This is a genomic window from Gordonia sp. UBA7599 (assembly GCA_002477755.1).
In the GTDB taxonomy this organism is placed as follows: Bacteria; Actinomycetota; Actinomycetes; order Mycobacteriales; family Mycobacteriaceae; genus Gordonia.
On sequence record DLKD01000011.1, the window covers coordinates 24,003 to 42,570 of the forward strand.

Consider the following 18,568-nt stretch of genomic DNA (forward strand, 5'->3'; position numbering starts at 1 on the left):
TGGGTCGCCCTCAACCGCCGACTGGGTCGCCCTCAACCGCCGACTGAGCCGCCCTCAACCGCCGACTGGGCCGTGCGACTACAGATACGGCGCGGTGATGAACTCCAAGAAATGGCCGCTCGGATCTCGCAGATAGACGCCTCGCCCACCATGTCCGGTGTTCGTCTCGCCCGCCTTCGCCATCTGCGGATCTGCCCAGAGCCGCAGGGCAACGGAGCTTCCATATGGTCATTTGGCGACGCCCGACGGCCCAGTCGGAGGTTGGGGACGGCCCAGTCGGCGGTCCGGCCCGACCCACTCGGCAGTTGAGGACGACCCAGTCGGCCGTCCGGCACGGCCCAGTCGGCTACGGGGCGGCCTACGGGACGACGTTGACCATGCGGCCCGGCACGACGATCACCTTGCGCGGCTCACCGTCGAGCAGCGCGACGATCTTCTCGTCGGCCAATGCGGCCGCGCGTACCGTCTCCTCGTCGGCGTCGACCGCGACGGTGATCCGGCTGCGCACCTTGCCCTTGACCTGGATCGGGATCTCGATCGAGTCTTGCGCCAACCACTGCTCGTCAGCGACCGGGAACGGCCCGTGCGCCAACGACTCGCCGTGTCCGAGCCGCTCCCACAACTCGTCGGCAATATGGGGCGCGAGCGGGGCCAACATCACCACGAGCGGCTCGACGACCGCCCTCGGCGCACCCGCGGGATACGCCTTCGTCAGGTGGTTCGTCAGCTCGATCAACTTGGCACCGGCTGTATTGGTGCGCAGGTTCGCGTAGTCGTCTCGCACCCCGGCGATCGCCTTGTGCAGCGCCCGCAAATCGTCCTCGGTTGGCTGCGCGTCGGTCACCCGCACCGCCCCGGACTCCTCGTCGACGACGAGCCGCCATGCGCGCTGCAGGAATCGCTGAGCACCGACGACGTCCTTGGTCGCCCACGGCCGCGACTGGTCCAGCGGGCCCATCGACATCTCGTAGACGCGCAGCGTGTCGGCACCGTAGTCGCGGCAGATGTCATCGGGCGCAACGGAATTCTTGAGCGACTTACCCATCTTTCCGTACTCCTGGAAAACCTCGTCATCGCCGAGGTAGAACTTCCCGTCGCGCTCGGACACGTCGTCGGCGGGCACGTAGACGCCGCGCGCATCGGTATAGGCGTACGCCTGGATCATGCCCTGGTTGAACAGTCGCCGATACGGTTCCTTGCTCGTCACGAAGCCGAGGTCGAACAGCACCTTGTGCCAGAACCTCGAGTACAGCAGGTGCAGCACCGCGTGCTCCATCCCACCGATGTAGAGATCCAGCCCGCCGGGGTCATCCGGCCCGTGCACTGACGGGCGCGGACCCATCCAGTACTCCTCATTCTCCTTGGCGCACAAGAATTCTGAGTTCGTCGGATCGATGTAGCGCAATTGGTACCACGACGATCCGGCCCACTGCGGCATCACGTTCACGTCGCGGGTGTAGGTCTGCACCCCATCGCCCAGGTCCAGCTCGACCCTCGCCCACTCGGTGGCCTTCGCAAGCGGGGGAGAAGGCTCCGAATCAGCATCGTCGGGATCGAACGCTACGGGTGCGTAGTCCTCCACCTCCGGCAGTTCGACGGGGAGCATCGACTCGGGCAGCGGATGGGCGTTCCCATCGGCGTCGTACACGATGGGGAACGGCTCGCCCCAGTAGCGCTGACGGGCGAACAACCAGTCACGCAGCTTGTACTGGACCGTCCCGATGCCGGAGCCGTCGGCCTCGAGTTTGGCGACGATCTGCGCCTTGGCCTCGTCGACGGGCAGGCCGTCGAGGAAGCCGGAGTTCACCAGGGGGCCGTCGCCGGTCCACGCCGATTCGGCGATGCCCTGCTCCGAGCCGATGACCTCGCGGATCGGCAGGCCGAAGGCCGTCGCGAATTCGTAGTCACGGGCATCGTGGCCCGGCACCGCCATGATGGCACCGGTGCCGTAGCCGATCAGCACATAGTCGGCGATGAAGACCGGGATCTGCTCGCCATTCACCGGATTGGTCGCGTAGGCACCGGTGAAAACACCGGTCTTCTCCTTGTTCTCCTGGCGCTCCAGGTCCGACTTCGCCGCGATCGAGGCACGGTAGGCGGCGACCGCCTCGCCCGGGGTCGAAGCGCCACCGGTCCATCGCTCATCGACCCCGGAAGGCCACGAGTCGGCGATGATCTCGTCGACGAGCTCGTGCTCGGGAGCCAGGACCATGTAAGTCGCGCCGAACAGGGTGTCGGGCCGGGTGGTGAAAACCTTGACGGGGCGGTCACCGGGCAGCGCGAAATCGACGTGCGCACCGCGCGAGCGCCCGATCCAGTTGCGCTGCATCGTCTTGACCTTCTCCGGCCAATCGAGCAGATCGAGGTCGTCGAGCAGGCGGTCGGAGTAGGCGGTGATCCGCATCATCCACTGGCGCAGGTTCTTGCGGAAGACGGGGAAGTTGCCGCGCTCGCTGCGCCCGTCGGCGGTGACTTCTTCGTTCGCCAGCACGGTGCCCAACCCCGGGCACCAGTTGACCAGTGAGTTGCTGAGATAGACGAGCCGATGATCGTCGACGACCGCGCGCTTCTCGGCGGCGGCGAGTTCCGACCACGACCGTCCGTCGTCGAGAGTCCTTGTCCCCGAATCGAATTCGGCGATCAGCTCGGCGATCGGCCGTGCCTTGCCACGACCCGACCCGGTGGCGCCGTCGGCGTCCGGGTCAAACCAGGCGTTGTAGATCTGCAGGAAGATCCACTGCGTCCAGCGGTAGAACTCGACGTCGGTGGTGGCGACACGACGACGCTCGTCGTGGCCCAGGCCCAGCCGGCGGATCTGTCCGAGGTACCGCTCGATGTTGGCGTCGGTGGTGGTGCGCGGGTGCGTTCCGGTCTGCACGGCGTATTGCTCGGCCGGCAGGCCAAACGAGTCGAAGCCCATGGTGTGCAGAACGTTTCGTCCGTCCATGCGGCAGAACCGCGCGAAGACGTCGGTCGCGATGAAACCCAGCGGATGTCCGACGTGCAGGCCCGCGCCAGACGGGTACGGGAACATGTCCTGGATGAACATCTTGTCGTCGGGGGAGTAGACACTCAGGTCACCGGCAAGCGGCCCGACGGGGTTCGGTGCCTCGTAGACGCCGGTCTCGCTCCACAGCTGCTGCCAGCGCGATTCGATCTCGCCCGCGAGCTGCGCGGTGTAGCGGTGCGCAGTGTCGGAGGCGGCGGCGTCAGGGTTCGATCCAGTCACCCGACCAGCGTAAATGGTGGCCTACGACGCGACGTAGAGTGGTAGCCGTGGCCAACGTCATCGCATACCTCGTCGCGGCAATCGCCGCGCTCAGCGGTCTCGCGTGGATCTTGCTCGGCATCGCCGGGTGGGCGGGGCTCCTACGCCGAAACCGCTACTTCGGCATCCGCAGCACGGAGACCATGCGCAGCGAGAAGGCCTTCGCCGCCGCCAACCGCGTCGTCGCTCCGGGCCTCCTCGCGACCGGCGTACTTGCCCTCGTGGCCGCCGGGTTGGCCGTGTCGCAGCGTGGGATCGCCGGCATCGCCCTGGGCCTGATCGGCCTCATCGTCGCTCTCGGGCTTGTTGGACTTCTCTCCGGCACCGCCATCCGCGCCGTCGCCGCACTACCGCCCGACGCCGAGCCGTCCGGTTGCGGTTCGGAGTGCGGATGCGGCGGACATGACGCGGAGGCCGACTCTGCCGACGGTGAGCACGCGCACGGTGACGAGGACATCTGCGGGACCGGGACCTCGTGCGGCGGGTGCGAGATGCGCGATGCCTGCTTCGACGACGAGACCACCACCGACGACCACACGCGGGCCTAGTGGCACTCTCCCCGCGAGCCCTGCTCGCGAAGTCGCCGATCGACGGTTTCGTCATCTCGATCATGTTGACCGTCGTCGTGGCGGCGCTGTTCCCGGCGAAAGGCGTGTTCGCCGATGTCATGGACTGGGTGGTCATCGCCGCGATCGCCCTGCTGTTCTTCCTCTACGGCGCCCGGCTGCACCCGCGCGAGGCCCTCGACGGCCTCACCCACTGGCGGCTGCACCTGCTGATCCTGGCGTTCACCTTCGTGGTCTTCCCGATCATCGGCGTCGCGATGCGCCCTCTCGTCGAACCCCTCGTCGGCGAACACCTCTACTTGGGCCTGCTCTTCACCTGCCTGGTGCCCTCGACGGTCCAGTCGTCGATCGCGTTCACCTCGATCGCGCGCGGAAACGTGGCCGCGGCGATCGTCGCGGCATCGGTATCGAGCCTCATCGGCGTCATCGTCACACCGTTGCTCGCGGTCTGGCTGATGAACACCTCGTCGGGCATGCACATCGACGGCTCCTCGGTCCTGCGGATCATGGCGCAGATCCTGCTGCCGTTCCTCGTCGGGCAACTCGCACGGCCGTGGATCGCCGACTGGGTCGCCAGGCACGCGAAGCCGACGAAGCTCGTGGACCGCGGTTCCATCGTGCTCGTCGTCTACGTGGCCTTCTCCGAAGGCATGCGCAACCACATCTGGTCCCAGGTCAGCGCCGGGGAGGTCATTGCGGTCGCCGCGCTCGCCACCGCCCTGGTCGTCGTCATGCTCATCGTCACCGGTGCCCTACCGCCCCGCCTCGGGTTCGACCGCGCAGACACCATCGCGATCCAATTCTGCGGATCGAAGAAGAGCCTGGCCGCCGGACTTCCCATGGCGACGGTGCTGTTCACCGGCTCGACGGTGGGCCTGATCGTCCTACCGCTGATGATCTTCCATCAGATCCAGCTGATCCTCTGCAGCATGCTGGCCTCGCGGTACGCGAAGCGGCCGGACCCTGAAGTAAGCGAATAGTTCGGCCTCCGAGGGAATCGCTCCCTCGGAGGCCGAACTATTGACAGGCTTGCGTGCCTACTTCACCCAATCGGGCTTGGCGACAGTCCCGGGGATCGCGTTCGCGTTGAACTTGCCCTTGTCGTCGGTGGCCGTCGTAGTTACCAGTTGCCACTGGCCGTCACCCTCGATGACGCACTCCTGGGTGGCCCCGGCTTCGGCCTTCAGTCCGCCTTTGCAATGCGCGGTGATCGGCACATTGAACTTCGGCTGAAGGACGTTCTTGGTCTCTTTCTCCAACTCGGCCTGGCTGATCGTGTTCCCGCCAACCGAGGCCGAGACATTACATCCGGTCAAGGCCGCCACCACGAGGGCAGCAGCCCCAATCCCACTGGCAATCCGAGTACGCATCATCAGTCTCCTTTTCGGACAAATCCTACGCTAACACCCATTCCCGCCGATCACCGGCGGAACCGCGATGCTCCCTACTCGAACTCCTTCGACACCGGCACGTTGAGGAAGCTCGGCCGATTCGGATCGAGCTGGATGTGCTGCGGGCGCAGCATCGACTCGTTCAGCAGCGGACGCAACGGAAGACCCTTCGGGAAATTCATCGCGAAGACGTCGATCCGCAACCGGTGACCCGGCTTGAGCATCGCCTCGGTCGGAAGCAGACCCAAGTCGATCTCCACCGGGACGCCGGGCTTCACCCGCTTCCGCGCGGCCAGCGACAGCGTGTAGAACGGGTCGATCACGTCGCCGTTGGCGGCAAAGGTGGACGAGCCCTGGTCGATCGACCGCAACGAGGCGACGACCTGTCCCGAAGCGATCACCGTCGACTCACCGTTGGGGGCCACGTCGGTCATCATCGCCGTCCAGTAGCCGTCGGGCGCATCCATGACCGCGTTGATCCGGAGATTGGAGAAGCCGGAGATGCTGCGCGCCGTCCGCACCGGTGGCGTGGTGAAGGTCAACGCATCGTGCTCGGCGATCCGGTTGTCCTTACCGCAGAAGCGGAAGATGGCGCTCATACCGAACGTCTGCTGCCCGGAGTCGCGCGAGCAGACGGTGGCCAGCCCGGGAGCGACGGTCAGACGGCCGCGGGAGTTCGTCGGGGCCACGGTCAGCCGGCCGTCGCGCGCCGCGTACGGAGCAGTCCCACTGGGACGGTCCGACAGATACAGGCGCTGACGCGTCATGCCCGGCCGAGGGAAGCTCGGCGCGGTGATCCACTTGTTGCCCATCTGGTAGAGCGTCGCGGGGCCGTACTTGTCGATCCCGTTGTCGATCCCCTTGAGCCACTTGTCGAACCAGGCTCGCTGCAGGACGTTGATCCGCGGGGGAGTGCCCGGGCGGCCGTGGTCGTGGCCCGGCGTGATGTGGTAGCCCTCGCCCATGATCAGCTGCTTCTTACCCATGGGCAGCGGGATCTTGTTGAACATCCGCACTTCACTGTTGGTGAACAGGTCGAACCACATGCCGTTGATCATCGTCGGCACCTTGATGTTGTCGGCGTGATCCATCCAGTCCAGCCGCTCCCGCGAACCGGGCACGACGAGGCGCTTCATGTCCGGCGGGATCGAATTGATATCCGGGGTGAACAGCGCCGCCATCAACTGTGGGAAGAAGACCAACGGATTGGCCAAGCGGTCCGCCAGCCACTTCCAGTCGAAGGTGCCGGTGAACATCGAGGCGACGTCGGGAACCATCTTGGTCGCGTTCACCATCGCCAACCACAGCGGCAGGAAGCCGACGCCGAGCGCGCCGCCGGGCGCGACGATGTCGCGGGTCAGGTCGCCGCCGGGAACGAGCGGGAAGATCGCCTTCAGCGGCGCCGGGTTCTTGTTCGCCGCGTAGATCTGGTTGATCGCCGAGTACGACATGCCGGTCATGCCGACCTTGCCGTTGGAGAACCGCTGCTTGGACGCCCAGTCGATGACCTCGATCGTGTCCTGCTGCTCACGGCGCTGGAACACGTCCCACTTGCCCTGCGAGAAGCCGGTGCCTCGGACGTCGACGACGACGAAGCTGTAGCCGGCCTGCACGAGCGACTTGTCGACGGTGAACGTGCGGAACGCCCCGCCGTTCTGGCCGTTGAGGATGTCTCCGAAGCCTTCGATCGGCGTTCCGGTCAGATTGATCATGTTGATGATCTGCTCGGTGATCGGAGCGAGGATCGGGTGCTGCAAGGTCTCGGCGGCGATCGTCGAGACCAGCTTGGTGTAGGGCGTGAGGTTCACGATCGTCGGTGTCTTCGTCGCCACCGGGCGACCGGCCGCGTCAGCGGGCCGGTAGACGTTGGACTTGAGGATCGTGCCGTCACTCATCCGGATCGGGACATCCCAATCGATGTGCACACCGGGGTAGTGCTGCGGCCCGAGCGCGGTGCGCGTCCACGCCTTACCCGCAGCGCCACCGCTGGGTCCGACGGGAATCGCGGCGCCCGCCGTCGCGACCGGGGCCAGCACGGCGCCGATGGCGCAGGCGGCAACTACCAACAATCGTTTCCTCATTGAGAGGCTCCTGTTCCCCAAGATCACTGCTGATTCGACGACCGCGGGTCGTCAACCACCCCGACCGCGAGTACGTCACGTGCCTTAATGTGAGGGAGGTTACTCACAGGCAACGTTAAGAATCAAACCACAGTCTCGAATCGATCACACACGGGTCACGAAGCTCGGGACCATCGCCCTAGTCGAGTTCCGGGCATCACGCCTAATTCGCCGTCACATCCATCGGATAGGTAGCCAGCAACGGTAGCGGCCACGGCTGTCGCCGCAGCACCGACGCCCAGAGGTCCACCCCGGCCGGTGCCAGCACATCGTCGGCCATCGCCGAGGCGACCAACCAGCTGTCTTCCCCCAACTCGTCGTCGAGCTGTCCCGGCCCCCAGCCGGCATAACCGGCCATGATGCGCACCCCGACCAACAGCGGCGCCACCTCGTCGGGGTCGGTATCGAGGTCGACCAGGACGACGCGGCCGCTCACCGTCATCACCCCCTCAACGCCGTGGATGTCGACGCCGCGCTCCGCCACGCCCAGGCACAGCGCCCCGTCGCGCTTGACCGGCCCGCCGACGAACAGCGCCTTGGGGTTGGCGGCGAGATCGGACCAGCGGGGGAGCAGGTTGTGGACCGCCGAGTGCGACGGCTGGTTGATGACAACGCCGATGCTGCCGCCTTCGTCGTGCTCGATGACGTAGACGACGGTGCGCGCGAAGGAGGATTCGGTCAGCGACGGGGAGGCGATCAGCAGCGTCCCGGCCCGGATGGGCACCGCGCCGAACCGGCCATCGGCCCCGCCCCCGGTGCCGGCCATCGGATCGTCGGAATCGTCGCCGCCCACGCCCTCATCATGGCACGGCTCGCGCATGCTCGTCGGTACTCTTGAACGGTGAAAACCCGGCTCTTGGCGACGCGCCTTGCGGGCCAGGGAGCCGACGGGGTCTTCCAGGCCGCGTTGTTCGGGGCGGTCGCCTTCAATCCCGACCGCCAGACCGGCCCATTGCTCATGGCAGCCAGTCTGGTGGTGCTGTTCGGACCGTACTCGCTGGTCGGACCACTTATCGGCAGCCTCCTTGACCGATGGGATCGGCGGCTGGTCCTGTTGTGGGCCAACGTGATTCGCGCAGTCCTGATCGCGGTGAGCGCCGCCCTGCTGGCCTCGGCGCTGCCCGAACCGGTGATCCTGGTCGCCGCACTCGGCGTGATGGGCGCGAGTCGGTTCGTCGCCTCCGGACTGTCGGCGGCACTGCCTCACGTCACCGACCGCGAGTCACTGGTGACCACGAACGCGGTGTTCACCACGCTGGGCGGGGCCGCTGCCCTCGGTGGTCTGGGCCTCGCCGCCGCCGCGCGGGTGGTCGTCGGCGGGGACGATTCCGGGGCGGCCCAGACGATGCTGCCCGCCGCGGTGTTGACGCTGCTCGCCGCGGTACTCGCCCACGGCTTCCCAGCCCGAGCATTGGGGCCCGACGGCACGCCGTCCGCCCGGGAGCACCCCCGTTCTTTCGCGCTCGGCTGGCGCCGCGGGCTCACCGTGATCCGGCGGACACCGTCGGTAGCCGAAGTACTCGGCGCTATCGGCGCGCACCGATGGGTCTTCGGGATGAATTCGCTGGTCCTGCTCGTGCTGGCCAATCACGCCGGAATCTCCAGCGGGCTGCGCCGCTACCTGCTCCTCGTCGGCGCGGCTGCAGCCGGCGCCCTCATCGCCGCGGTGACCACCCCTGTCCTAGCACACCGCATCCCGCGGCGGCATGTCCTGGCGATCGCACTGATCGTCGCGACCGGGGCACAGCTCTTCCTTCTCGCCTTCGAACTGAACACGATCACCGCCGCGGCGATAGTCCTCGGATGGGCCGGGCAGACGGTGAAGCTGTGCGGCGATGTCGCCATGCAACTCGATATCCCCGACGACCAGCGCGGCGAGGTGTTCGCCATCCAGGACGCGGTGTTCAACCTGACCTTCGTCGTGGCTGTCACCGTCGCCGCACTCGGCGTGCCCGATGACGGCCGCGCAGTCGGGCTCGTCGTACTCGGAGCCATCGTGTACGCGGCCGCACTGCTGGGCGTCGTGCGTCGGCACCGCACCGGCGCACGTGCCGCGACAGTGGGACCCCGTCAGTAACCCATCGTGCGCAGCTCGGCGGCAAGCCGGTCGAGGTCTTGACGTGTCACATCCAGGTGCGGGCTCAGTCGCAAGACGGAATTGTCCAGCATCAGCGGGGCACGCTGTGCCTCCGCAGCCGTCACCAACAGGCCGACCTTCCGTAGGTGGGCCGCGGCGGCGGCGACATCGGCGGGCTGGAATCCCGGTGGCGGTGCGAGCGTGACGAGCGCCGTCGGCTCGTCGACCGGTTCGACGACTTCCCAGCTCGCGATCCCGGTCAGCCGCTCGCGCGCCGCCCGGCCAATGGTCGCCAGCTCACCGAAAACCCGGTGGGGTCCCAACCCGATCAATTCCTCGACCGCTGCACCGAGCCCGAGCCGCCCGGCAATGAACCCGGCGGTGGCCCCGGCTTCCATGTCCTCGACGTCGATCCGCAGTCGCGAGTCTGGGCGTACTGCGACGAATCCGACACCGCGCGGTCCGGTCAACCACTTGCGACTGGTGCCGTACACGACGTCGGCGCCGGTGATCGTCGGGACGTGGCCGATCGACTGGGCCATGTCGACGACGACGGGGACGCCGGCAGCGTGCGCCAGTTCGACGATCTCGACGACCGGCTGCACCACCCCGTTACCCGACCCGATGTGGCAGACGTGGATGAAATCGGGCTGCTCGAACTGCAGCATGTTCTCCAAGGCATCGGTGTCCACGCGCCCGTACACGTCGGCCGAGGGCATCGTGTGGACGCCGAACCCGCGGCGCCCGAATTCGACGAGGTTGGGCCCGAACTCGTTGCGGGCGACCCACACCGTCGTCGTCACCGGCAGGTTCGCGACACCCAGGAGCGCGCGCAGTGCCGCGCGGGCCGTGTCGCGGTAGACGAGTTCGTCGGCATGGTGACCGATCAGGGCGGCGAGCTCTCGCGAACCCCGTTCCAGATCTTGAGCCGCCGCGTCCATCGCAACGTACGAGCCGTGCCGGGATTCCTCCCAGAGGTGCTTGGTGATCGCCTCGATAACCGCGTTCGACGAGCGTCCCGCCGAAGCGGAGTCCAGATGGGCGATGTCCGGCTCGACGCGCGCGTCATGCCATGCCGATCCGAGCTCGCTGAGGAACATCTGTCCAATCTATCGAGTGGAACCACCGGGAGCGCCGCTGCGTCCAAAGAATATGGAGCCGCCAATGATCGCCCACACCTTCGGTACTGGATTCGGCGAGACCCACACGTGGCATGCGCCCGCAGACGCCGACCTCAACGGCGACGGGCGCCTCGATTCGGTGCGCCTGGACTTCGACGGTGACGGGCTGGCCGACGACGCGATGATCGACGCCGACGGTGACGGCGTGGCCGAGTACGCCGCGCTCGACCTCGATGACGACGGCACTCCGGACACGTACTTCACCGACACCGGGAACGGCGTGTGGGGCGTGCGCAGTCCGCCGCCGTCGGGGTTCGGGGCGGTGGAATCGGGCGCACCACCCAAACCCGGGCGTCAGTGGCGGCCCGTCGACCTCGACGGCGACGGCGCCCCCGACGCGACACTGGTGACCTTCGCCGACGGTCGTCGAGAACTGCATCTCGACACCGACGGAGACGGCCGGACTGACACGGTGCTCGTCGACTCCGACGGCGATGGCGTAGTCGACCGCGTTAGGCACCGCGACCCGTGAGGACTGTGCGAGGTGCGAGCCGGGGCCGGGTGCCACATGCGCATGACATGCGCATGCGTTAGTATCTGAATATGGCCGTGGCGATTCAGATCAAAGATGTCCCCGAGGCCGTCCGCGACGCGCTGGCGGCCCGTGCCGAGGCTCGCGGCCAGTCGACTCAAACGTATCTACGCTCGCTCTTGGAGCGGGAGTACCAGGCTCAACGCAACCGCGAGCTCTTGGAGGAGCTGGCCGGTCACCGCAGCCTCACCATGACTGCCGAAGACGTGACGACCGCCATCCGCGCCGACCGCGACGGGTAAGTTGCGCCGGTGATTGTGGTTGACGCGGGCGTGTTGGTGTTGGCGCTCACCAGCAGCACCCCCCAAGGTGACGCGGCGCGCGCAGTCCTGAAGGGCGACGACGGCTGGTTGGCGCCTGCCCACATGCCGGGTGAGGTGCTACGCACCTTGCACAAAGCTGTCCTGCGCGGACAATTGAACCCGGAGGACGCCGAAGTTGCCGCGGACGCCGTCACCGCACTCGCCATCGAGTACGTGCTCCCTGATGCACTCCTCCTCCGCACCGCCTGGAGCTGGCGGCACAATATCTCGCTCTACGACGGTCTGTACGTAGCTGTCGCCGCCGAGCGCTCGGCCGCGATCGTCACCATCGACGGCCGACTGGCCAGCGCCACTGATCAACTAGGGATACCTGTCGCGATCACCGTGCTCTAGGTCCGATCGTTCGCGGGGACTAGACCGATCGCCCGGGGACGGGGGCACGCCGCCGCGGCATACTTGGGCGATGAAGACGATTCTGAACATCATCTGGCTCGTCCTGGCCGGGTTCTGGATGGCGGTCGGCTACGCGTTCGCCGGGATCCTGTGTTTCATCCTCATCATCACCATCCCCTTCGGAATCGCATCGTTCCGCATGGCGAACTACGCCCTGTGGCCGTTTGGGCGCACCATCGAGCGCAAGCCGACGGCGGGCGCGATGTCGGTGATCGGCAACATCCTCTGGATCGTGCTCGCCGGCTGGTGGTTGGTGATCGGGCATGTCGTCACCGGCCTCGCACTGTGCGCGACGATCATCGGCATCCCCTTGGGCATCGCCAGCTTCAAGATGGTGCCGGTCTCCCTGGTGCCCCTGGGCGCTCAGATCGTGCCGACCCAGCCCACCGCCGACACTCGTTAGAGCTCGGTCGGCGTCAAGTCGGGCTCGGTCGGCGGATTGCTAGACCAACTGCTCCAGGACGCGCGCGGCAATCTGCTCGACGGCCGGTCGGGCACGATCGGCGTCGGCGGGGACCAAGCCGATACGCGTGCGCCGGTCCAGCACGTCATCGACATCCAGCGCCCCCTCATGGGTGAACGCGAACTCGATCTCGGCCCGGGTCACGTCGATGCCCTCGACGATCGGCGCGAGTGGCTCGCCGACAGTCGCATCCTCGACGACCTTGGGCGCCTCGGCACCGAAGCGCGCGATAAGCGATGCCGGCAATCCCGCCGGGAACACCGGATCGACCGGGGTCGCACCGACGAGGGCCACCGACGTCGTGATGCAGTCGTTCGCAATCAGCCCGGCTGACGCCACCGCTGCGTCGACCGCGTCCTGGGCCATCTGCCGGTAGGTCGTGAGCTTGCCGCCGATGACGCTGACCATCGAACCGTCGGTGACGCGCACGTCGTGGCGGCGCGATACGTCGGCGAGGGACTCGCCGACGCCGCCCGCGCTGTCGATCAGCGGGCGCAGGCCGGAGAACACGCCGCGGATGTCGGCCCGCGACACCGGCAAGGCCAGCGCGGTGTTGACGGTGTCGAGAAGGAAGTCGATCTCGCTCTCGTCGGGCTTGGGAATGTCCGGGATCGGTCCGGCGGCGTCGACGTCGGTCAGCCCGAGGTACACGCGGCCGAGCTGCTCGGGCAGCGCGAAGATGAAGCGGCTCGTCGAACCGGGGATCCGGACGGTCAGTGCGCCGGTGGGATTTCCGAAGGTCGCCGCGTCGAAGACGAGGTGCGTGCCGCGGCTGGGCCGGACGCTCAGCGTCGACTCCAATCCGGCGGCCCACACCCCGGTCGCGTTGATCACCGAGCGAGCGGCAATGGCGAACTCGCGGCCCGACACCTCGTCGTGCACGACGGCCCCGCCGCCGCCGGCGCGGAGTACGCGCACGCGGGTGAAGATCGCGGCGCCGTACCCGGCGGCGGTCCGCGCGATCGCAGTGACCAGCCGCGCGTCGTCGATCAACTGCCCGTCGGTCGTCGACGCCCCGCCCCGCAGCCCGTGCCGGCGGACGGTCGGGCAGGCGGCGACCACATCGATCGCCGACAGCCGCTTCGGCCCCGGAAGGACATCCGCGGGTGTGCCCGCCGCACGTCGCAGCGCGTCGCCGGCTCGGAACCCGGCACGGACTAGAAGATCGGCGCTGGTGTCGCCGTAGTCGGGCACGATCTGGCGCACCGGCTTGATGAGATGCGGCGCGATCGCCGTCATGAGGTGGTGCCGCTCGTCGGCACTCTCCCGGGCGATACCGATGTCACCGGACGCAAGGTAGCGAAGTCCTCCGTGGACCAGCTTGCTGCTCCACCGCGAAGTGCCGAACGCGAGGTCATGAGCCTCCACCAGCGCCACCGACAGCCCGCGCGTGGCGGCATCGAGCGCGACGCCGACACCGGTCACGCCACCGCCGATCACCAGGACGTCGACCGGGTCGGCGCGCTCAGTCAGCACAGCGAGGTCGGCGCGGCGACGGGCGGCATTCAGTACAGTCATCGATTCACTCCTTGCCGGGATGCTCAAGATAGCTGGCGAGCGCGCGGTGCAACTCGGTCGACCAATCCTCACCCAGGATCGGTTCGACGACGGCCTGCGACTGCACCGCGGCCTGCGTGATCAACAAGACCATGGCTGCGAGTTTGTCGGGGTCGCCCTCGCGGACCCACCCGTCGGCCTGGCCCTGCTCGATCGACTCGGCGATGAGGTTCAGCAGGCTGAGCTGACTGGAGCCGAGACGGTCGAAAACGTAGGGGAGCAGGAACTCCGGCTGTCCGCGCCACAGCTCGGAGAACAGCTCGTCATCGCGGATCGCGCCGACCACGCGAACGATCTGATCGATCGCGGGCGCGAAGCCCGACCGTGTACGCAGTGGCGTTGTCGCCTGCACAGCGGCAACGATCCGGCTGATCTCCCGTTGGCAGAGGTCGCGCACGACCGCGTCGAGGTCGGCCCAGCGCCGATAGACGGTCGGTCGGCTGACACCCGCGGCCCGCGCCACGTCGGCGAGGCTGACTTTGCGACCGTGTTGACGCAGGATCTCCTCGCGTGCGGCGTCGAGGACCCGGATGCGCAGGTCGTCGCCCTGCTCGCCGGGTTCGCCAGCCCCGGATTCGGGGGAAACGTCGTTACGGGTTGACATGATCTGTAACACTGTATCGCATGTCTGCTGGATTCAAGCCCGAACTGCACCAGGTCCCCGTTCCACCAATGCAATGGGACGCGTGGGGCGACCCCGCCCTTGCCGCACCACTGTCGGAGGGAACGTCCACGCTCATCCGCGGAATGCTCGGGGTTTCCGGGGAAATCACCCTCCCCACCCTCGACCCCTCAACGGTCACCGTCTCGCCCAGCTGTCTGTCCGACGCCGATCTCGCGGGACTGCGCGGCATCGTCGGTGACGGCTTCGCTTCTACCGCCGACGCGGATCGCCTGCTGCGCGCGGGCGGCAAATCGACTCCCGACCTGCTGCGTCGCCGCCAGCCCACCCAAGACGCCCCCGACGCCGTCGTGCTCCCGGCCACCGATGAGGAGGTCGCCGCCCTCCTCGCCTGGTGCGAGGAGAACCGGGTCGCCGTCGTGCCCTTCGGGGGCGGCACCAGCGTCGTCGGCGGGGTCGACCCCGATGCCGGCCGATTCCGCGCCGCGATCACGGTGGACCTGCGCCGCATGGACGCGCTGATCGACCTCGACGAGGTATCCCAGGTCGCCACCCTCGGCGCGGGCGTCACCGGCCCGGACGCCGAGGAGCTACTGGGGGAGCGCGGCTACTCCCTCGGCCACTTCCCCCAGAGCTTCCGCTTCGCGACGATCGGCGGGTTCGCGGTCACCCGCTCCTCGGGCCAGGCCTCGGCCGGCTACGGGCGGTTCGACGACATGGTCCAGGCGCTGACTCTGGTGACGCCGCGCGGCACCCTGGTGGCCGGTCGATCACCCAAGAACGCCGTCGGACCCGACCTGCGCCAACTGGTGATGGGCTCCGAAGGCGCGTTCGGCATCGTCACTCGCGTGTCGGTGCGCGTGCACCGCGTACCCGCGGTCACCGAGTACGAGGGGTGGCGCTTCAACTCTTTCACCGACGCTGCGGCCGCCTTCCGCGCCGTCGCCCAGGAGGGCGTGATGCCAACGGTGATGCGCGTGTCCGACGAGGTGGAGACCGCGCTCAACCTGGCTCGCCCCACCGAGATCGGGGAGAGTTCTGATGACGATCTGCCGGACAAGCAAGTGCCCGGCGGCTGTCTGGCGATCACCACGTTCGAGGGTTCGCCGACCGCCGTCGCCGCCCGCGCCGGCGTCGTCCGCGAGATATTCACCGCCGTCGGCGGCCAATCCCTCGGCCCCGGTCCGGCGCAAGCCTGGGAACACGGCCGCTTCTCCGGCCCGTACCTGCGCGACGCGCTGCTCGATATCGGCGTCGGCTGCGAAACGCTCGAGACTGTGACCTCGTGGGCCAACCTCGACGCCTTGAAGACCGCCGTGACCGCCGCGCTGAGCGAGGCACTGCCCGAGCCCACCGTCGTCATGTGCCACATCTCCCACACCTATGCCACGGGCGCCTCGCTGTACTTCACCGTCGTCTACCGGCAGGACGGCGAGCCCCTCGAACAGTGGATGGCCGCCAAACGCACGGTGAGCCAGGCCATCACCGACGCGGGGGCGTCGATCACCCATCACCACGCCGTCGGCCGCGACCACCGCCCGTGGCTCTCGGCCGAGATCGGCGAACTTGGCGTCGACGCCCTGCGCGCCGTCAAGGACGTGCTCGACCCCGCCGGTGTGTGCAACCCGGGCAAACTGGTCTGATGACGATCCGCTCGGTGGCGATCCTCGCCAATCCGCTCGCACGCAAGGGCACCGGCCTGGCAATCGCCGCCGAAGCCAAAACTCTGCTGGAGAAGCGAGGCGTACACGTCGAGGTCCTGGCCGGCACCGACCTCGCCGACGCCCAGCGCCTCGCCGCCGGCGCGGTCGCCGACGATTCGGTGGAGGCGTTGGTGGCGGTCGGCGGCGACGGGACCATCCGCCTTGTCCTGGAGGCCGCCTCCGGGTCGACCACCCCGGTCGGGATCATCCCGGCGGGCACCGGCAACGACCTGGCCCGCACGCTGCGCGTCCCTACCGGCGATATCACATCCGCGGTCGACATCATCGTCGACGGACAGATGCGCGCCATGGACCTAGGCCGCGTCCGGTTCGGCCTCGACACCGACGCGCAGCGCGACGAGGCGCTGTTCGTCACCGTCGCCGCCACCGGATTCGACGCGGATGTGACCGACCGCGCCAACAAGATGTCGTGGCCGCGCGGCCAGGCTCGCTACCTGGTGGCCGCGATCGCCGAGATCGCGAAGCTGCGCGCACGGCACTTCACCGTCCATGTCGACGGAGAGCCGCTCGTCGACGGCGATGCCCTCTTCGCCGCGATCGGCAACACCAAGTCCTACGGCGGCGGCATGCTGATCACCCCGAACGCCGACATCCACGACGGCCTTCTCGACGTCACCGTCGCGACGATGGCGCCCAGCGTGGGGCGCATGACACTGCTGCGTCTACTGCCGACGGTCTTCCGCGGCACCCACGTCGAGCATCACCTGGTGCACACCGGGCGCGGCGCGGCGGTGACAGTCGCGTCGGACCCGCCCGCGCTGGTCTCGGTCGACGGGGATCTCGTCGGCCACCTGCCCGCGACCTTCGACACCCTGCCCGGAGCCGCGCACATCCTGATGCCGCACGACTGAACCAGACTCGGCGGGCCCGGCCTATCCGCCCTGCTCGGCCCACCACCGGCGCAACTCGTCCTCGGCCTCGTCCCGGTCGAGCGGACCGCGATCGAGCCGGACCTCCTTGAGGTGTTTCCACGCCTTCCCGACGAGAGGCCCGGGCGGAATGCCGAGCAGCTCCATGATTGCGTTGCCGTCCAAGTCGGGCCGCACGCGCTGCAGGTCTTCGGCGGCGGCGATCGCGGCGATCCGGCGCTCGAGGTCGTCGTAGTTCTCCTGCAGCCGGCGCGCCCGGCGCCGGTTGCGCGTCGTGCAGTCCGCGCGCACCAGCTTGTGCAACCGGTCCAGCAGCGGGCCGGCATCGGCCACGTAGCGGCGCACCGCCGAATCGGTCCATTTGCCGTCGCCGTAGCCGTGGAAGCGCAGGTGCAGGAACACCAGCTGCGCGATGTCCTCGGTCATCGCCTTCGGGTATTTCAACGCGCGCAGCCGTTTGCGCACCATCTTCGCCCCGACGACCTCGTGGTGGTGGAAGCTGACGCCGCCCCCGTCCTCGTGGCGCCGGGTGGCCGGCTTGCCGATGTCGTGCAGCAGCGCCGCCCACCGCAGGACGGGGTCGGGATCGCCGGTCTCCAGGTCGATCGCCTGCTGCAGCACGGTGAGCGAGTGCGCGTAGACGTCCTTGTGCTGATGGTGCTCGTCGATCGTCAGCTTCATCGCGGGGATCTCGGGGATGATCCGCTCGGCCAGCCCGGTCGCCACCAGCAGGTCCACCGCCTCGATCGCGTGCTCGCCGCAGATCATCTTGTCCAGTTCGACGCGGATCCTCTCGGGGGTGATCCGCTCGATCTCGTCGGCCATCGCCGTGATTGCGGCCGCGGTTCGGGGCGCCAGGGTGAAGCCGAGCTGCCCGACGAATCGGACCGCCCGCAGCATGCGCAACGGATCGTCGCCGAAGGACTGCTCGGGCGCGGCGGGTGTATCGATCACCCCGGCAAGGAGCGCCGACATCCCGTCGAGAGGGTCGAGGAACTCGCCAGGACCCGCGCCAGTGATCGCGACCGCCATCGCGTTGATGGTGAAATCGCGCCGCACCAGATCACCGTCGAGGGTGTCACCGAAGACCACCTCGGGATTGCGGCTCACCTGGTCGTAGGTGTCACTGCGGAAGGTGGTGATCTCGACGAGGTGCCCACCGCGCCGCGCGCTCACCGTGCCGTAGGCGATTCCCGTGTCCCACACGGTGTCGGCCCACTCCTCCAAAATGGCCGCAATGGTGTCGGGACGGGCGTCGGTGGTGAAGTCCAGATCGTTGCCGAGGCGGCCCAGCACCGCGTCGCGCACCGATCCGCCGACGAGGAAGAGCTCATGACCGGCGTCGGCAAAAAGCCGGCCCAGCGGGTTCACGACATCACCGAGGTCGCGCAACGCCACGGCGGCCCCGGCCAGCAATCGCGCACGTCGCAAATCGGACTCGGTCACGAGGTCACAGCCTATCGCCTCCAGTGACACGACTCG

At 67.9% G+C, this 18,568-nt stretch carries 17 protein-coding genes; 9 read left to right on the plus strand and 8 right to left on the minus strand.

Annotation, left to right across the window (positions count from 1 at the left end; all coding sequences use genetic code 11):
* Positions 1-358 precede the first annotated feature (358 nt).
* Positions 359-3,229, minus strand: coding sequence for a leucine--tRNA ligase (leuS, locus tag B4L26_RS00935; RefSeq protein ID WP_290714720.1), 2,871 nt, complete (start codon positions 3,227-3,229; stop codon positions 359-361).
* A gap of 47 nt (positions 3,230-3,276) precedes the next feature.
* On the opposite strand from leuS, the gene B4L26_RS00940 reads away from it, so the two are divergent.
* Positions 3,277-3,816 carry an SdpI family protein gene (locus B4L26_RS00940; protein ID WP_290714723.1) on the plus strand — a complete coding sequence of 180 codons (540 nt, stop codon included), beginning with the start codon at positions 3,277-3,279 and terminating at the stop codon, positions 3,814-3,816.
* Positions 3,816-4,814: a bile acid:sodium symporter family protein gene (locus B4L26_RS00945; RefSeq protein WP_290714726.1), complete on the plus strand. Its 999-nt coding sequence runs from the start codon at positions 3,816-3,818 to the stop codon at positions 4,812-4,814. The genes B4L26_RS00940 and B4L26_RS00945 overlap by 1 nt, the downstream gene beginning before the upstream one ends.
* Positions 4,815-4,871: 57 nt before the next feature.
* On the opposite strand, the gene B4L26_RS00950 is transcribed toward B4L26_RS00945, so the two are convergent.
* The 3 genes from B4L26_RS00950 to B4L26_RS00960 all read right to left on the minus strand — a co-directional run bounded on the left by B4L26_RS00950 (position 4,872) and on the right by B4L26_RS00960 (position 8,111).
* Complete coding sequence (locus tag B4L26_RS00950; protein ID WP_290714728.1) at positions 4,872-5,204, minus strand: DUF4333 domain-containing protein; 333 nt, start codon at positions 5,202-5,204, stop codon at positions 4,872-4,874.
* Between the two features lie 74 nt (positions 5,205-5,278).
* The gene (locus tag B4L26_RS00955; RefSeq protein ID WP_290714730.1) at positions 5,279-7,306 is read right to left on the minus strand and encodes a CocE/NonD family hydrolase; all 2,028 of its coding nucleotides are present in this window, start codon (positions 7,304-7,306) and stop codon (positions 5,279-5,281) included.
* 202 nt (positions 7,307-7,508) lie between these two features.
* Positions 7,509-8,111 (minus strand): YqgE/AlgH family protein, encoded by a 603-nt coding sequence (locus B4L26_RS00960; protein ID WP_290714840.1) that lies wholly within the window; start codon positions 8,109-8,111, stop codon positions 7,509-7,511.
* 75 nt (positions 8,112-8,186) lie between these two features.
* Between B4L26_RS00960 and B4L26_RS00965 the strand changes: the two genes are divergently transcribed.
* The gene (locus B4L26_RS00965; protein WP_290714732.1) at positions 8,187-9,422 is read left to right on the plus strand and encodes an MFS transporter; all 1,236 of its coding nucleotides are present in this window, start codon (positions 8,187-8,189) and stop codon (positions 9,420-9,422) included.
* Here B4L26_RS00965 and B4L26_RS00970 read toward each other — a convergent pair.
* A complete protein-coding gene (locus B4L26_RS00970) occupies positions 9,416-10,522 on the minus strand; it encodes an aminotransferase class V-fold PLP-dependent enzyme (protein WP_290714734.1) in 1,107 nt (368 codons plus the stop codon). The genes B4L26_RS00965 and B4L26_RS00970 overlap by 7 nt on opposite strands.
* A gap of 64 nt (positions 10,523-10,586) precedes the next feature.
* On the opposite strand from B4L26_RS00970, the gene B4L26_RS00975 reads away from it, so the two are divergent.
* The 4 genes from B4L26_RS00975 (at position 10,587) to B4L26_RS00990 (ending at position 12,254) form a co-directional block, all read left to right on the plus strand.
* On the plus strand, positions 10,587-11,075 hold the full coding sequence (locus B4L26_RS00975) for a hypothetical protein (RefSeq protein WP_290714735.1): 489 nt from the start codon (positions 10,587-10,589) through the stop codon (positions 11,073-11,075).
* Positions 11,076-11,146: 71 nt separating this feature from the next.
* On the plus strand, positions 11,147-11,377 hold the full coding sequence (locus tag B4L26_RS00980; RefSeq protein WP_290714736.1) for a FitA-like ribbon-helix-helix domain-containing protein: 231 nt from the start codon (positions 11,147-11,149) through the stop codon (positions 11,375-11,377).
* Between the two features lie 9 nt (positions 11,378-11,386).
* On the plus strand, positions 11,387-11,791 hold the full coding sequence (locus B4L26_RS00985) for a type II toxin-antitoxin system VapC family toxin (RefSeq protein ID WP_290714738.1): 405 nt from the start codon (positions 11,387-11,389) through the stop codon (positions 11,789-11,791).
* Between the two features lie 70 nt (positions 11,792-11,861).
* The gene (locus B4L26_RS00990) at positions 11,862-12,254 is read left to right on the plus strand and encodes a YccF domain-containing protein (protein WP_290714741.1); all 393 of its coding nucleotides are present in this window, start codon (positions 11,862-11,864) and stop codon (positions 12,252-12,254) included.
* Between the two features lie 39 nt (positions 12,255-12,293).
* On the opposite strand, the gene B4L26_RS00995 is transcribed toward B4L26_RS00990, so the two are convergent.
* Both B4L26_RS00995 and B4L26_RS01000 read right to left on the minus strand, forming a co-directional pair.
* Positions 12,294-13,832: a glycerol-3-phosphate dehydrogenase/oxidase gene (locus B4L26_RS00995; RefSeq protein ID WP_290714743.1), complete on the minus strand. Its 1,539-nt coding sequence runs from the start codon at positions 13,830-13,832 to the stop codon at positions 12,294-12,296.
* 4 nt (positions 13,833-13,836) lie between these two features.
* A complete protein-coding gene (locus B4L26_RS01000) occupies positions 13,837-14,475 on the minus strand; it encodes a TetR/AcrR family transcriptional regulator (RefSeq protein ID WP_290714745.1) in 639 nt (212 codons plus the stop codon).
* 20 nt (positions 14,476-14,495) lie between these two features.
* Between B4L26_RS01000 and B4L26_RS01005 the strand changes: the two genes are divergently transcribed.
* Together B4L26_RS01005 and B4L26_RS01010 are read left to right on the plus strand one after the other, a co-directional pair.
* On the plus strand, positions 14,496-16,136 hold the full coding sequence (locus tag B4L26_RS01005; protein ID WP_290714747.1) for an FAD-binding oxidoreductase: 1,641 nt from the start codon (positions 14,496-14,498) through the stop codon (positions 16,134-16,136).
* Positions 16,136-17,068, plus strand: a complete 933-nt coding sequence (locus tag B4L26_RS01010) for a YegS/Rv2252/BmrU family lipid kinase (protein WP_290714749.1) — start codon at positions 16,136-16,138, stop codon at positions 17,066-17,068. Before B4L26_RS01005 ends, B4L26_RS01010 begins: the two co-directional genes overlap by 1 nt.
* Before the next feature lie 21 nt (positions 17,069-17,089).
* Here the strand turns inward: B4L26_RS01010 and B4L26_RS01015 are convergent, their stop codons facing one another.
* The gene (locus tag B4L26_RS01015) at positions 17,090-18,532 is read right to left on the minus strand and encodes a CCA tRNA nucleotidyltransferase (protein ID WP_290714751.1); all 1,443 of its coding nucleotides are present in this window, start codon (positions 18,530-18,532) and stop codon (positions 17,090-17,092) included.
* Between the last annotated feature and the right edge of the window lie 36 nt (positions 18,533-18,568).